11 protein-coding genes and 1 pseudogene are annotated in these 16,077 nt (G+C 57.2%); 2 read left to right on the top strand and 10 right to left on the bottom strand.

The annotated features are described in order from the left end of the window. Position 1 precedes the first annotated feature (1 nt). Positions 2-2,266 (bottom strand): molybdopterin-dependent oxidoreductase, encoded by a 2,265-nt coding sequence (locus MWL89_RS01730; protein WP_244411526.1) that lies wholly within the window; start codon positions 2,264-2,266, stop codon positions 2-4. A gap of 274 nt (positions 2,267-2,540) precedes the next feature. Further along, positions 2,541-3,962, bottom strand: a complete 1,422-nt coding sequence (locus tag MWL89_RS01725) for an SLC13 family permease (RefSeq protein WP_244411525.1) — start codon at positions 3,960-3,962, stop codon at positions 2,541-2,543. A 257-nt stretch (positions 3,963-4,219) separates the two neighbouring features. Here MWL89_RS01725 and MWL89_RS01720 point away from each other — a divergent pair, with 257 nt between their 5' ends. Continuing rightward, a complete protein-coding gene (locus MWL89_RS01720) occupies positions 4,220-5,725 on the top strand; it encodes a helix-turn-helix transcriptional regulator (protein WP_244411524.1) in 1,506 nt (501 codons plus the stop codon). A gap of 380 nt (positions 5,726-6,105) precedes the next feature. Here the strand turns inward: MWL89_RS01720 and MWL89_RS01715 are convergent, their stop codons facing one another. The 4 genes from MWL89_RS01715 to MWL89_RS01705 all read right to left on the bottom strand — a co-directional run bounded on the left by MWL89_RS01715 (position 6,106) and on the right by MWL89_RS01705 (position 12,057). Then, positions 6,106-7,581 carry a basic amino acid/polyamine antiporter gene (locus MWL89_RS01715; protein WP_244411523.1) on the bottom strand — a complete coding sequence of 492 codons (1,476 nt, stop codon included), beginning with the start codon at positions 7,579-7,581 and terminating at the stop codon, positions 6,106-6,108. 170 nt (positions 7,582-7,751) lie between these two features. Continuing rightward, the gene (locus MWL89_RS01710; protein WP_102379316.1) at positions 7,752-9,020 is read right to left on the bottom strand and encodes an MFS transporter; all 1,269 of its coding nucleotides are present in this window, start codon (positions 9,018-9,020) and stop codon (positions 7,752-7,754) included. Positions 9,021-9,047: 27 nt separating this feature from the next. Then, the gene (locus tag MWL89_RS16375) at positions 9,048-9,332 is read right to left on the bottom strand and encodes a 4Fe-4S dicluster domain-containing protein (protein WP_180995166.1); all 285 of its coding nucleotides are present in this window, start codon (positions 9,330-9,332) and stop codon (positions 9,048-9,050) included. Between the two features lie 46 nt (positions 9,333-9,378). After that, positions 9,379-12,057 (bottom strand): molybdopterin-containing oxidoreductase family protein, encoded by a 2,679-nt coding sequence (locus tag MWL89_RS01705; protein WP_244411522.1) that lies wholly within the window; start codon positions 12,055-12,057, stop codon positions 9,379-9,381. A 249-nt stretch (positions 12,058-12,306) separates the two neighbouring features. Between MWL89_RS01705 and MWL89_RS01700 the strand changes: the two genes are divergently transcribed. Beyond that, the gene (locus MWL89_RS01700; protein ID WP_244411521.1) at positions 12,307-13,776 is read left to right on the top strand and encodes a helix-turn-helix domain-containing protein; all 1,470 of its coding nucleotides are present in this window, start codon (positions 12,307-12,309) and stop codon (positions 13,774-13,776) included. Positions 13,777-13,865: 89 nt separating this feature from the next. On the opposite strand, the pseudogene MWL89_RS16370 reads toward MWL89_RS01700, so the two are convergent. The 4 genes and pseudogenes from MWL89_RS16370 to MWL89_RS01685 form a co-directional block, all read right to left on the bottom strand. Then, positions 13,866-14,015: pseudogene (locus tag MWL89_RS16370) on the bottom strand (HepT-like ribonuclease domain-containing protein); the annotation flags it as partial. 13 nt (positions 14,016-14,028) lie between these two features. Beyond that, positions 14,029-14,298 (bottom strand): nucleotidyltransferase domain-containing protein, encoded by a 270-nt coding sequence (locus MWL89_RS01695; protein WP_244411520.1) that lies wholly within the window; start codon positions 14,296-14,298, stop codon positions 14,029-14,031. A 189-nt stretch (positions 14,299-14,487) separates the two neighbouring features. Then, on the bottom strand, positions 14,488-14,766 hold the full coding sequence (locus MWL89_RS01690; protein WP_244411519.1) for a twin-arginine translocase TatA/TatE family subunit: 279 nt from the start codon (positions 14,764-14,766) through the stop codon (positions 14,488-14,490). Positions 14,767-15,151: 385 nt separating this feature from the next. Then, positions 15,152-16,069, bottom strand: coding sequence for a 4Fe-4S binding protein (locus MWL89_RS01685; protein WP_244411518.1), 918 nt, complete (start codon positions 16,067-16,069; stop codon positions 15,152-15,154). Positions 16,070-16,077 lie beyond the last annotated feature (8 nt).

Below are 16,077 nucleotides of genomic sequence, written 5' to 3'. Positions count from 1 at the left end.
GTTACTCACCATCCTTTACCGGGCATACTCTGCAAGCGAGGGCTTTATGGTTGGCGCCCCACCCCGTTGTTCCGTAATCCCACGTGATAAGGTTGTTGCAATTGAGCTCGAGAGCATCGTAGAGCTTCTCCGGATCGCCTTCCGGATGCCACCAACCGTGCTCCGTACACATGACGCCCCTTGCCATACCCGGATACGCTTCAACCTTGCGCTTGCATCGACCCGTACGGCCCGTTTTTCCGATCGGTCCTTCAAGCCAGACCCATTGCCCCTCTTCGAAACCGAGGTCCGCGAGGTCCTCGGGGTTTATTTGCACCGTGGGCTCGGGGTGAAGCGCACGTAGGTGCGGTACCTGACGATGTTCGGAATGGAAGTAGCCCCACTGGCGAGCACCGGTGCTCAGGATGTAGGGGAACTCCTCGCAAAGTTCAGGCGCAGACATCGGCGAGTTATCCTGTTCGTAATAGGTGGGCATGGGATCCATGCCGATATTGTTGAACGCATGGGACCACAGCTCAATGCGTCCCGTCGTAGTCGGGAATCCAACTCCGCCGTCTTTACGGAGTTTTCCCTTCTCATGCAGACCATACTCGAAAGGCAGGTACGCCGGCGCAACGTCGCGCAACTCCTCAAAGGTGTAGCCAGTCTCCTCGACGATGCTCGAGAACATCTGCTCGACGTTCTCCCACGGCCACGCTTCGGGATTAAAACGGCGTCCGAGCTCGAGATTCACCTCCATATCGCTTCGGCACTCTCCCGCAGGAGAGACGGCTTGATTGATGGTTTCGCCCCGTTGACAGCCATCGCCGCAGCGAATGCCGTTGCGCTCGGGGAACATCGCGATGGGCAGTACAATATCGGCAAAAGCCATAGCGGTGGGCGTCATGAACAGATCGGCCACAACGTTGAACTCCGAGTTGTTAAAAGCCTTCATGGTAACTTCGGTATCCGCACCACCGCAAGCGAGAGAGTTGATCGACTGCATCCAGACGGCCTTGATGGGATATGGCTTGCCGGTGAGCAGGGCCTCGATACAGTCCGACGAGCCGGCAGCCCCCGAACCAACGCGAACCGCAGGGTGGTAATTCGCACCAAGGCGCTTCTCGTCCTGCTCGGGAGTCAACCACTCGCGGCCCCATCCCGTGATGTACTTCAAGAGCTCGGGAGGCTGGATCATGGTACCAGGTTTGTCGAAGTTGCCGGTAAGGGCCATCAGGCACACGATCGCACGACCGTTTTCCAGATTGTCGATACGCTGATCAAGTGCGACGCCCCATTGAACCAAACCCGCATCGGCCTGCGCATACAAGCGGGCGGCGGCGGCTATTTTCTCAGCGGCGACACCCGTAACCTCTTCGGTGCGCTCGGGAGTCCACTCGCCCACATGCTCGGCGAACTCATCGAAGCCGTAGCACCACATGTCAACGAACTCGTGATCATAGAGATCTTCCTTGATTACATAGTTCGCCATACCCAGCGCCACCGCGCAATCGGTTCCAGGTCGCAACTGGAGCCAAATATCGGCCTTCGCGGCAAGCCACGTCAAACGCGGGTCGACGACGATAAGCTTGGAGCCGCGCTCAAGCACATCGAGCACCCAATGACCGTATGCCCCATCGGAGTTTGCCGCCAAGGGCTCATTTCCCCACACGAGGGTAACATCCGGGCATTTCCACTCAGGATTGTCGAAACGATCGGCGAACTGCTGAGAGTAATCGCCCACCCAGAACGTACCGGTCGTAAAGGAGCATGCGAAGATGCGGGGAGAATAGCACGAGTGCGCGTTTATGTTGAAGGTGTAGTTCGGAGAACCAAACGACCATGCGAGGCGCGAAATCCAAGCGGCAATGTCGCGACCGGTACCCTGCCAGAACTGAACCGACTCGGCACCGAAATTTTCCTTATAGTATTTGAAGCGCTCTTCGATAGTATCGAGCGCTTCATCCCATGTGATGCGCTCAAATACATTCTTGCCACGGTTTTCGCGGGAGCGTTTCAAAGGATACAGAAGACGATCGGGACTATTTACCGCCTCGGGAACCGCAAGGCAGCGAACGCACAGGCGCCCCTGATTGTACGGGTGCTCAGGATCGCCCTCCACCTTAACCAACTTGTCTCCGTCCGAGTACATGATGACACCGCAGCCGAGATGGCACCCGGGAGCAGACCATGCATTGCCGCGCGTAACGGTAAAGCCATCCTCATCGTACCGATAGGGGTGAGTATGCTCTACCTTGATAACGTGCAGAGGCTCTTTCTCTGACATATCAACCTTCCTTTCTCTCTTCATTTCCCTTGCCAACAAATGAGGTTTCCCTCGATTGAAGCCTCGCCTTCTCATTGCCTACGGTGTGGCTTGCCGGGCATCTCCGGAGACTCCGGCACGAGCCGAACCTCACATGAAGGACACCTCACCACATCGGCTTCGATAACAGGCTTCCCGCATTTCCAACACCTGGCTGCCGGCCGCTTGCCTCTCATCGCCTCAAGTTTTCCGCATTTGCCGCACCTCCTGCATCCGTAACACATCAGAGCACCACCTAAACCGCGTACAACATACCGACGTTCGTCAAGGCATCGGTAATAAACGGGATCCACAGCGCCATGACCAGGCAGAGCACGAATACGGGAACGATGCCTGCTTTGAACATGTCCTTGATCTCGTAGGTATCTTCGTTGTACGTAATCGCGATAGTCGGATTGATCGGAAACAGATAGTTGCCGCCGATAATGGCTGACATCATCACTGCAGCTGAAATAGGATTCAAGCCTGCAGCGGTGCAAATAGTGACCAGCGGAAGGAAGAACACAGGAACGAATCCGGGACCGATCGGCATAACGGTGTGCAAAAAGTACAGGACTAGACCGAGAACAAACAAAGCAAGTACGATGCTCATATCGGCAAATCCCATCGAAAGCACGATATCGCCGATGAATTGCGATCCCCCGGTACTTCCGAGCAAGGTACCCATAGAGATCATTGCACCGACCATAATGACTACGTTCCATGGGGTGCCTTTTTGATACTCATCAAACGTGAGCAAGTTAAAACCAGGTGCAAGCATAAGGCCCATGGCAAGAACGGAGATAACCGTCATGTTGAATAGAGGGAACCATGTACCCAAGATCCAAAGAATCGGCACGCCGAGAATGATACACAGGGTCTTTTTTTCCTCAACGAGAAACGGCCCGTATGATTTCACCGATTCGTAGAGTCGCTCGATTTTATCCCGCCCCAAAGACTCCGGCTTGAAAACAAAGGTGACCGAAAGCCACAACACAAGGATCATTGCGGCTGCGATAGGAACTCCGATGATCATCCAACCGAGAAACGAAATCTGCTGCCCGGTTGCCGCCTCGAGCATGCCGACGGCTGCAATATTGGTGGCGTTACCGGCAGGAGTGGCGAGTCCACCCGTAACTCCCGCAAAGGGGACCCCGATGAACAGGCACTTAGCAAAATTGGATTTCTTCTTGTAAAGATCGAGCGCCTTGAGAAGCGAGATGGACAAGCCGAAGAACAGCGCGATAACAGCCGAATCGCTCATGACCATCGAAACGAGCGCCGTAACGCACATGACGCCCAGTACGAGCTTGCGGGTATTGCCCTTCGACCAGTGAACCACAACGCCGACAAGTCGGTTCGAAAGCTGTGACTTATTGAACGCGGTAGTCAACGCGAACACCGTCATAACGAATATCGTCGTCGAAGCACCGAACCCGCTGAAAACAGTTGACGCCGGAGCAGCCCCAAGAATTGCGCCGACAGCTAAGATGATAATGCCGGTGACGCCAACAGGGAACGAATCGCATACCCACATTGCCACGCCAGCAACAAGAACGCCGAGACTGAGAAGGCCTTCTCTTGAAAGCGTCTCGGCAGGGGGGATAAGACACGCCGCCGCAAAGGCAAGAACCGCGATGATTATCCCAATCCCCCTCTTCCCCATAAAAGTAGACATCCGCTCAAATCCTCCTCATGTTTCCCCAAAACAAACGAGTGCTCAAGTAGCCTTTGGATTGATCGACTTTCTGGAATCGTCACCTCCGTCCGTTGACTAAGAAGGTCTGAATCCTCTATGCTCATGCTGCCTCCCATAAACCTTTCGGATTCCGACCCGTATCCCGACAAGTATTCGGATGCCCTCAAATTAGGCGTAAACCGCCTGTCGGGCATCAAGCGAGCGAGTGTAACTTTGTCATTTAGGGGGTAGTCTTTTTGTATTACAAAGATAAAAGACCTGTTCAAAGTCCATACAGGGTGAGCAAGCCGGAAGATGCCGATCAGTTAAGCTATTCGATCAGCATGAAAAAGATCTTCTACATGTTCGGCTTCGGATTCATGTTCGCAACGGAAGCGGGCATGCTGGGAAACGCGCTGCATCTCAATGAGGCCTTTTTCGCAGTCGCAACGATCTCGTATTTTCTTGCTGTAGCGCTCGTTCACTTCATCATGCGCTTCAGCCGTTTGCGCAAGCTGCTGGTTAGCACCCGCACCGCAGGTGATGTTGTGTTCCTGGTCGTCTCTGCTTTACCTATCGTGATGGCTATCTCCATCCAATACCTGCACGAAGGTCAGTATTACGCCGACAAGACCATCGCCATCGCTACGGCTGCCACAACGGGACTCATGGGCATATGCACCGGCATAGGGATGTTTCGGTGGCATAGCGCCGCATCGGCGGAAATCGAGCCGATGCTCGCCTATACGACATGGGGCCTCTCACTCGGACTGGTCATCCTCATAGTGGTTCTTTGGCTTAGCGAAGCCGTTTCGGGCATGGTATTCGTATCGATGAATGCAGTTTCGGCACTGCTGTACCTCATTCTTCCAAAAAGCAAGGATGAAAGAGTTCGGAAAGATACGGACCAGACGGATCAGGATGTTCATCTTGATTTTAAAATGCACTTGGCCTTGTTTTTCCAGTTGATGGCACTTGGATTCTGCATATGCGTCACGTTCTCATCTTGGTCACCGGAAGTTATCACGATAACGGTAGCCGCCGCCTTCGCGCTGAATGTCACACTCCCCTTGCAGAGAAGGTATTTTGCAGGAACGACTGGGCAAATGGCCAGAATATATCTCCCAGCAAGCATTGCCATGCTCTTCGGAATTTCCGTGGACGATCCATACGTCCAAACCGCGATCTTTGCGATTTCGATACTGCTGTTCTTCTACCAAGGCCACTCGAATACCACGTTTCTTATCACCTCGGGACGGTGCTTCGGCATAGACATCCTCTCGAACATCTCGAGAGGCCGCTTCCCCCCTATGCTCGGATTCGCTTGCGGATTGTGCCTAGGTTGCCTCTGCGTTACTCTGCAGCTAAATCTTATCGTCGTAGGAGGCTTAGTCGCAGTCTTCGTAATCGGAACCTACGCACTCCTTCCGTTTAATTTGGGCATTTCGTTCAAGGAAGGCATCTCCTATGATCTGGAGGACGGCATCGTCACACCTTGGGTAGCGCAAAGCGAAGAGGAGGAGCGCTCGTTCAAGAAGAAGTGCACTGCACTTGCAGAGTGCCATGGCTTCACTCCGAGAGAACAAGAAATCTTCTTCCTGCTCGCATGCGGCTACAACAGCGACTCCATTGCAAATATGCTCGTCATCTCGCCGAGCACCGTTAAGACCCATACCTATAGAATCTATCAAAAAATAGATGTTCACTCGCAGCAGGAGATAATCATGATGCTACGCCCCCGAAAATACGAAGCAGACCATTAAGCGAGACCCGAAAGCATTGGAGACTCCGAGCGCCCAGCTCCCGCTGCCAGACCACCATCGGCATTTTCCTGTATTGCGCCCACGGCGGCCCAGCGCCCAAAGCCCCGTACGACCCCGAGCCGATGGCGGTTTGCGGCAGATCATGCGGCGGCGGGCGCAAGCGCAGGCTTGCCGATATCCGGCAGGTCCCCTCCGGCCAGCCAACCCGCGCGCGTCGCCCGATGTCCGCCAACCGCCTCCGTGCGACGTTATTTGAGCGCTCTAAAACGGGATGGCGTTCCTTATGCCTGGTCGCTTGACTCGGCGATATCAGAATGCGCTGAAAATCGTCGCACGGAGGCGGTTGGCGGACATGCCGCAGTCGAACGGCAAGCAACCTCCTACAAGCTCACCCACCCTGTCGCAAGCAGCGAGATCGATGTCACCGCAGCAACGAGGATAACCGCCACGACGATCTTGTCGCGCGTGCTTTGCAGGTAGGGCTCCTTGCGCTCCCTCTTGCCCTTGATGTACATGAGAATGCCGGGCGCGTAGAGAAGCGACATGATCGTCAGGCCGATCGGGCCGCTCGCGTACGCGATGAAGAGGCTGTACACAACGCCCACGATCGCAAGCACGCGCCAAAGGAGGAGACTGCCGCCCACCCTGCCTTCGAACGCCTCCCGCTCGGTAAACGTGAGCTTTGCGAAATAGGCTGCCGAAAGCAGGTACGGAAGCAGGATCATGCCCGATGAAATAGAGTAGAAGAACTGGTAGGTCTGCTCGGAGAAGATCATAGCCACCAGGAAGAGCTCTATGATGATGTTCGTGACGATAAGCGTGACGATCGGCGCGCCCCTCTTGTTCGTCTTGGCGAACGCCTTGATGAACACGCCCTGCTGCGCAGCCTCGAACGGCGATTCGCTCGAAACCATGGTCGAACCCAGGACGGCACCGATAAGCGAGAGCACGACGCCGCAGTTGACGAGCAGCGCACCCCACGGCCCCACAGCCGCTTCCATAACGCCCGCAAGCGCGGGGTTTTCGAGCGTTGCAAGTTCGGATAGGGGCAGCACCCCCATCGAAAGCATCGACACCATGAGGTAGATGATGAACACGCAGACAAACGCCGTGACCGTGGCCCTGCCAACGTCTTTTTCCCTTTTGGCGCGCCCCGAAACGGCAACGGCGCCCTCGATGCCGACGAACACCCAGATGGTGATCATCATCGTGCTGCTGACCTGGTTCCAGAACGGCATGTCGGTCACCGCGCCGTTCGTCAGGTTCGAAACGAACAAGGCCGGATCGAACTTCTGGAAGAAAATGATCGCGAAGATGGCCACGAATATCGGCACGACCTTCGAAATGGTGATGACCACGTTGATGCCGGTCACCTCTTTGATGCCCCGCGATGCAAGGAACACGTAGAACCAGATAAGCACCGATGCCCCGATGGCCGAATAGAGGTTGTTGCCGCCCCCGAAAATCGGGAAGAAGTACGTAAGGGCGCCGAACAGCAAGGCGAGGAAGCTCACCGTGCAGAGCAGAACGCTGATCCAGTACCCCCACGCGCTGTTGAACCCGACGAAATCCCCGAACCCCGCGTTCGCATAGCTGTAGATGCCGCCTTTGAGCTCGGGTTTTATGCGGGAGAGCGCATAAAACGAGAGGACGAGGCACAGCACGCCAACGCCCGAAATCCCCCATGCCGTCATGATCGCATAGCCGCTGGCTCCCCCCGCAGCCTGATCCCCCGCCAGCGTAAAAACCCCGCCACCGATAATGATGGTGACGATGAGGGCGGTTAACCGAAAACCGCCGAGGGTTTCATCCGCTGCCCGCTTTGCGCTTACGTCTTTCGATGCCGACTCGTCCATACCACGCCCCTGACCTTCGGTACTTCGCCCCGTTAACCTCTTGGCAGAAAATGACTATGTATGTTCGCACCTTTATTGAAACAGTATGACGCCCATTCTGCGAGGCTGCGCAAAAACCAGCGTGGCCTCGCAGAAACGGGTGTTCCCGAATAGTCCTTCCTTGTCTACGCTTACTTGTTCCGCTGATTCTTCGGCGGTCGGGCGAACATGCCGAGAAGGGCACATACGCCAACGATGACCGCCGTAACGTAGAACGCGTTCACGAGCGATCCCGTCGCATCCCCGATGGCAAAGCCGATCGTCGCGATGAAGCCCGACAGCACGCCGAACACGAGCTGCGCGATTCCGACGGCGCGGGAAAGAACATCGCGTCCGAAGTAGTTCGCCAGCACGGTCGGTACGAGCGGCATCATGCCGCCATAGCCGAAACCGGCAAGGATGAACGAGAGGTACGGCATGATGGCATTCGATGCGAACGCGCCCACGAGCAGGCCGATCACCACGAACACGTTGCAGAGCACCAGCAGCCTCGCGGGATCGAATCGGTCAGAGATGATGCCCCAGAGGAACTTGCCCGCCATCATGGCAAGGCCCATCGACGATACCGCCGCCGCGACCATGGTCTGATCGAGCTCGAGCGTCTGGAAGTAGACGGGGACGAAGCTTACCGCGGCAACGTAGTAGCAGTACCCGCCCAAGCCGCAAATCGAGAGCAACCAGAACGCGGGCGATTTGATCGTCTGCGCAAACGTTGCGGGAATGGAGGTTTTGAACACCTTCGAAGGCTTCTCTTCGACCTTTTCCTCCACCTCGGCCTTAACCGATTCGCCTCCATCGGGCAGAAGCCCCATGTCCTCGGGCTTGTTCCTGATCACCGTAAACGCAAGGATGATCGCAAGCACGCCCGCCACGAGGAAGAACCACCAGATGTTGCGCCAATGGCCCGCTTCTGCTCCCATGAGCGCATTGGCGATGAGCGGGGAAACGAACGCGCCCAACCCGCCGATAACCATTGTGAGCGTCATCGCCCGTCCGCGCTGGCGATGAAACCATGACGGGACGATCGTGTCGACCGAAATCTCGCCCACCGCCATCACGGCGAAGGCCATGACCGCAAACGTCACGATGTAGCTGATGTAGTCGTTGACGAAGAATATGAGCGCCGCCGAGCACAGCACCATCAAGGCGCCGCCGATAACCTGCATGTAGCGTGCGCCGATCTTCGCGATCAAAAAACCGATGACGGGTGAGCCGAACCCGTACACCCAGATGGCGATAGTCGTTCCCATACCGAGCTCGGCACCGGTCAGACCTATGTCGGCCTGCATGAAACCGCCGCCGATTGCGGCAGCCGTCAGAAACGACCCGTTCGCCATGAAGTAGCAAACGCCCAAGATCACGGCAAGTATCCAACCGTAAAACAGCTTACCTGTTTTCATGTTACTCCCCTTCTTTTCGATCTGCCTTTACAAAATTTGCCCTGGTGCAGCGCCAGGCGCACGCGATGTTTTCTTGCGGGCGCATGCTACGTGCGCGAATCGTACGGCACCGACAGGGCATGCCGATTCGCACCGGTAGCACAGCTCGCACGCTTCCCTCAAAGCAACGCGCACCGTGCCGCACTCGCCGTCGATTTCCAAAACGTCGGAAGGGCACAGGGAGGCGCACAGGCCGCAACCGATGCATGCTCGTGCATCTATCTGCAATTCGCGCAGATACCATCGGTCTACGCATGCAATCGGTGCGGCCACGGCTCCCCCCCCCTTCCAACGCTCTTAAAACGACGTGCGTCCTTCTCTATGCTTTATGGTTCAACTTGTTGAACGTGTTGTTCCAGAACCCCTTGGGATCCTCGTTCACGAACGGCTCGATCGATTCAACCAAATCCGCACGATCGGTGCCGTCGGTAACCGGGTATATCTTGCACAGCATGCCGCGGGTAACCCATTGCCCCGTCTTGGGATCGAGCGTTTCGTACGCATCGTCGGTCAGCACGTTCGCATTCGAATCGAATACGCCGAGCGACCACGGCTCTTCGGCGGGCTGCTCGGGATACCACCAGCTTGGCTGGCAGATAACGACTCCGCGCACGATGCCCCACTCGAGCTTGGCAACCTGCTTGATGCGCCCGCGTTTCGTCTCGATCCAAACCCAATCGCCGTCGCGGATCCCGAGGTTGCGCCCATCGCTTACATGGAGCTGCACGATCGGGTTGGGCCACACGCCACGGGTTCCGCACCCGGGCACGCGGAACTCCGAGTGGTGCATCGGGCTCCATCTGCCGCCCGTAACCAGGCGGAACGGGTATTCCTTCGCAAGCTCCGGCTGGCTTACCGGCGTCTCGGGGAGCTCCTTGTACTCGGGGATCGGATCGTAGTCGAGATCCTGGATGATGCTCGAGAATATTTCCGCCTTGCGCGACGGCGTCGCGAAGCCTTTGATCTGTCCGTTGTGTCCGACCTCTGCATGCTTGTACGGAGTGGGGTTGCTGTTGACCCATGCCCCCTCCTCCATCGCTTCCTCGTAGGAGACGCCGCCTCGGGCAAGGCGGTGGGCTACCGCATCCTCGTAGGTTTCCCACGGCCAGTACTCTTCCTGACCGCAGCGCAACCCCAATCCGCGCCAGAAATCGTAATCGACGTGGCGCTCGTATTCGGGCTCGATGATCTTGTCTCCGATGAGGACGATGTCGTAGGCGTCCTCGATAGTCGTTGCCATCGGCCGCTCGAGGCTATCCGCGGCGGGCATGATGTAGTCGGCGAGCGCGGCGGTCGGCGTTTTCCAATAGTCGACGACGACGAGAAGGTCGAGGGCCTTGAGCGCCTTGTACACGTGCTTGGTGTTCGGAGCCCATGCGAGCGGGTTCGAGCTCCACGCGATGAGCGCCTTCACGGGATAGGGTTCGCCGGTCAGAATGGCGTCCCATGCTTTCGGCGGCGTCACGAGCAGCTGATGGAGCATCGGGCGCGGTACGCCGAACATCTTGCGGAAGCACTTGTCGATCGGCTCGAAGCCCTTCCACGACATGAGACGGTATTCGTCGTTGCCGAGGAACTTGGCACGCGCTTCGGGCGTGACCATTTCGGAAAGCTCGAATTCGGAATCGCGCAGCGGGAAGCGCTTCTCGCCATCGGCATCGATGATGCCCGGGAACCCGATGTACTCGCCTCCCCTCACGTCGATGTTGCCCGTCAGGATGCGCAGCATCGTTTTCGCGATGCCGGAGTTGGCGCCGTTCGGCCCGTGCTGGTCGGCGCTGCCGAGGCCCCATCCGATATAGGCCGGGCCGCCCGTCGCATACGCGGTAACCGATTGCACGATCTTCGTCTCGGTCAAACCCGTGACGCCCGAAGCCCATTCCACCGTGTACTGAGACATGCGATCGGCGAGCTCGTCGAACGCGGTGATGCACGTTACCGTTTCGCCGTTCTTGAACGTGATTTCGAATTCGCCGCTGAGCTGGGCATCCACCTCACCATCGGCATAGTAGCGGTTCTCATCCGAGCACCACCCGAGCAGGCCGTCCCGCTTCGCGTCCCATACGACGAAGTCTTCGTCGAGGCCGCCTTCTTCGATCTCGCTCAGTCGAACGAGCTTCTTGATGTCCTTACGGATTAAAAAGACCGCGTTGCTCCAGTACTTGAGGAACTCTTCGTCGTAGAGCTTGTTTTCGATGATGTAGTTGATCCAGGTCAGCTGCAAAGCGAGGTCGGTACCCGGGATGATGGGCAGCCACAGGCTCGATTCCTTCGCCTCTTCGGTGCACAGCGGATCGATGACGACCATGTTCCCCGGGTTTTCCTTGCGCTTGACCGGTGCCGACATCGTGCGCCAAATACCCGAGAACTCGCCGCCGTTCTCGTAGGGGCGCACACCCCAGAGAATCGACGAGCCCGCTTCGGCGCCCCATGGCGGCACCGAACACTCGATGGGCCAGCCCACCATCGACATGTTGAGCGTATAGGTCCAGCACCAGCAGATCGTGCCGGGATCGATGATGTTGCTCGGGTTGCCGAACAGGTTGGTGAATCGGGTTCGGGCCCACAGGTGGTCAGAGCGGTACGTACCCTCGGCGATCACCAACGTTTCGGGGCCGTACTCGTCGCGAAGCTCCTTGAGCTTCGTCGATATCTCATCGAGCGCCTGATCGTAGGATATCTCCTCCCACTTATCCTCGCCGCGCTCTCCGATGCGCTTGAGCGGTCGGTTGATGCGCGCCGGATGGTAATGGAATTTGATGAACTTCTCGCCGTGCTCGCCCATGCGATAGCAATGCTTCGACTGCTCGTCGAGCGGAATGATTTCAGTCAGCTTACCGTTCTTATCGACGCCACCGTAGAGCAAGCAGTGAACGCTGCAGAAGAAGCACCGCCCCTTGCGCCACCGCGTGCCGTCCTCATCGATGTAGTTGTTAGGATACTGGTCGAGGCGCTTAACGTTTTTGCCGCTGTACTCCTCGCCCTTCTTCTCGGCCATCTCAAACCTCCGTTCGTCCTGCTTCAGCTTTTCAGCTTCAGCACCCAAGGTGTCTCCGCTTACGGCTCGCGCGATGCACCGCATGCGGCCCCCATTGCCGCGCAGTATAGGGTGGCGCAGGTCAAACGCGCATCATACACGGCTTATGAGACGCATGTTGATTTTTCTCCGAGAATAGAAGAGAATGTCTTACCATCTGGATGTTTGCTTTCCGGGTGCCTCCAGGGGGACGCAAGAGAGAGGCCCGCCATGAAATCACGCCCTGCAGCAACGGGGATCGCGTGCGCTTTTTCGATTCTCGGATTCGCCTCGTGCCTCGCGCTCGAGTTTTACTGCCTGTTTTTCCGCTCGACGTTTCTCGAAGCAACAACGTTGCCGCTCGCCGAGTCCGCAGCGACCCAAGGGCTGTACTTCGTCGCCTTCTGCGCGGCGTACGTCTACATGTCCCAGCACGCCGATTGGGTTTTCAAAACCCGCTCGACCACCGCGCTAGTCGGCGCCGTCGTGCTGCTCGTCCCCTTCGCTTTCACGGCAATCGAACCCGCCGTCTCAGAGGGATCGCTCTTCGTCGGCGCGCTCGGTTGGATGGGTCTCGGGTTCGGCATCTGCTGGCTGCGCACGCTCTGGGAGCTGTATGGAAACCTGTTTTACTCGAAGCAAACCGAGCTGCAGGTCTGTCTTGCGTTCCTGCTTTCGGCGCTGCTGCTTTCGGCGCTCGTGCTGCTCCGCCCCTTCGGCCTCGCCTTTGCGGCATGCGTCGTCGCGCTCACGCTCTTCGCCGCCGGGCTCGTTTCGCTTCTCCTGCGATCCGTAGACGACGACCAGCTGCAACTCATGACCGATTCTCAGCAGTTTTCTTCGTACATCACGCAGGATACGCTCAGCAATGCCGTGCAGGGCATCGTGCTCGGCTGCACGGTTGCCACGGTTTTGAGCTTCGGTCCGCACGCTCACGCGATACTGCCGATAAGCTTCATCGCTGGCGGCTTGACCGCAATCCTCGTCACGCTTTTGAGGCATCAGAGGAATTACGATCTTGGCCTTCTGCTCGGCAGGCTTCTGCCCCTGGCCATCTTCTTCCTGATCGTCAGCCCGCTTTTGAGCGAGCAGGGTCGCATCGTTTGCTGCTGCATCGTGCTTGCGATCCTGATCTACGCCCAAGCGCGCAAGATCGTGCTGGGAATAGTCCTCAACAACCAGCTCAGGCTCAATCCCATCACCCACTCGACGCTCGTTCCGCTTCCCTATGTCGCGGGGGCGTTTATCGGCTATATGGTTCTCTTCGCCCTGTACTTCTACCTCGACCTCGGCGCCACCGAATTGTTCGTGGTGACTTCGGTTGCCGCCTTCCTCATCTACACCGCCCTCTACGTGACCAGAGCGCGTTACGGTACCGAACTGAGCACAGCTGCCCACCTCGAAACGGATGCGCCGAAACCAAGCAGCAGCGAAACGGCGCCCGAGCAGACGGATAGTCTCAAACAGTATCTTGACGAACGCTGTCAGGGTATCATCGAGGAGCGCGGCCTCACGCCGAAGGAATCCGAAGTCTTCAAGCTCTTGGTGCGGGGACGCAATGCGGAATCCATCAGCAACACCCTGTTCATTTCGTTGGCAACCGCCCGAACGCACATCTACCATATTTACGTGAAACTCGAAGTGAGCAGCCACCAGCAGCTTCTCGATGTCTTCGAGGCCATCGTTTCAGAGGACGAGTAGCCCGTTTGCACTGCCGGGGATGATTGCCGAGCGACCGAAGGCGTACCGGCGCGACGCGCGCTGCGCCTTATAAACCTCATATTCGCACGTTAAGCAAGAAGCTCTTCGATCCAGAGCTTAACCCTCGGATGGTCTTCCTGATCAGTTTTGTGCACCGTCTCAAACGACAGGGTGAAATACCCATGGGCGTAGACATCGCGAGTCTTAGCAGCGTACTTCACTTCGTTGTCAGGGTGTTGTGCGTAGAAACCATCAGGAGGCGCTTAGCCAATTCCCCGATGTTGTTGGCGTCATGGCCGCTGCGCGCTCTGTTCGATCATCAACGAGAAAAGCTTCGAGCGACATATCGTGCAACATATCGTCCAAAAGATCGATATCGGAATCGGCATGCGCCATGCGCTTAGCATAGCTGCCAAAGAGGGAGACCGATGCAATCCGTTCGCTTTCGGCAACCGAGGTATTGTACAGACTCACTGCACCGGCTACCTTTTCTTCAATATCGGCCATCGAACGCAATGCCATACGCAATCCTTTCCGCATACTTATATCAGTATCGGCGTAGATTGCATTGATTGTATCAGTAGAAGATTGCATCAGTAGAAAAAAGAAACCGATGCGCCGGCACTGAGGGAGGGAAGGGATGCAGTGCGGGCGCATCGGCTGATATTGTCCCGCGAGGGTGCGGGACTAACCATAAGGAGGGTTTATAAACTAGTCGGCAACGACTGCTTTCTTCGTTGCCACTTTCTTAGCGGTCGTGGTCTTCACGGTCTTCTTCGCGGGAGCCTCTTCCGGCTCCTCTTCTTCCATCTCGACGATCTCGTCGGCGACTTCTTCAATCTGCTTGTCGCCACCGAGGCCTTCGCGAAGGTTCTTTACCGTCGACCCAACTGCAGCGCCGAGCTTGGGGAGATGCTTCGGCCCGAAGATGAGCAACACGACTGCCAGGATAATAAGGAGCTCGGGAACACCCATGCCGAGAATTTTCATTGCTGCGCCTCCAAACGTTTCTTGCAGCCTTATCTTATTCGCTGCAATTCGATTTCGCTTCGTCGACGTTTTCCGTAACGCCACTTTTGCTTATCGCTCGGCACTCGACCGAGCACGTGGAGTATAGTGCCCTGAAAGCTCCGTTTCGCCTATCCTGAAAACTACTGATTTTCAAAGTTCGGAGTTCAATTTCTTGTCGTGCAAATTGAGTAGGGTTCCTGATCTGCGCTTATTGTACGTGCCTGCACCTATATATGTATAGCGTCTCACGAAGACCCCACTCCGGCTCCACAGGATCCCGATCATTTTTGCATACGGGAAATCGGGGTCGATGGCGCTTGCAGCATCGTGCGGCTTTCTCATGGCCCGCGGTGAGCGGGAAAGCCTACTTCTTCGCGCTCACCGTAATCGACTTCGTCGGGCAGTTCTCGACGCAGTCGCGGCACATCGTGCAGGGTTCGAGACCGAGCCGATCGGCCGACGCAACGTCTATGTTCTCGCCGCACACGGTCGAGCACGTCGTGCAGCCCTCGCGCGATATGCACGTCGAGCAGTTAGCCTGCGGACGGAGCCCGAAACCGAGCTTCGTCCGAGCCTTCGCCATGAGGGTGAAGAAGAACCCGAGCGGGCAGATGGCCGAGCACCACCGCTTGAACAGGAACAGCTCGGCGACGAGCATCAGCGGGAACACCACGAGCTCCCATCCCGGCTCCAGAAGAACGAATACGCGGTTGAACGCCCAGAGCGTCCCGAACACGAGCCCGATCGGGCAGATAAGGCAGAACACCGGGAACTTGACGATAAAGGACGCGATGAGCAGCACGCCGAGCACAAGCGCCTGCGAAGCGATGCTCGAGCCTCCCGACGAACAGGAACCGCATGCCCTTGACGCGCGTGATGCCGCGGTTTCTTCGGTTGCCGCCGGTGCGAGAGACTCGGCGTCGGTGACATCCGGATACGACTCACCGGATTCGACAACGGATCTGCATCCCTTCTCGGGAACCTCGCAGCGCTCGCCTGTGCGCCCCGTCAGCCCGCGCGGCGTATGCCCACCGAAGACGTTCTTCAGAAGGGACGAGGGGCACAGCCATGAGCAGAACGCACGCCCCAGCGCGAACACGATGAGCAGCACGATGAGCACGCCGGGCAAGAGCGCCCAGGGAACCGACCCCGATGCAACGGAGATCTGCAGGAAGCCCACAGGGCACAGAGCGCAGAGCGTTCCGATCGCCGTATCGAAGTGAAAGCCGATGAGAGCGATGGCCAAAACGGCCAGCCCGGCAATGATGCGCAGCTTTTTCATATTTACCT

Origin of the sequence: Raoultibacter timonensis (genome assembly GCF_022845715.1) — a bacterium.
GTDB lineage: Bacteria > Actinomycetota > Coriobacteriia > Coriobacteriales > Eggerthellaceae > Raoultibacter > Raoultibacter timonensis.
The sequence above is the reverse complement of the archived record's forward strand: the minus strand, read 5'-3'. Positions and strand labels throughout refer to the sequence as shown.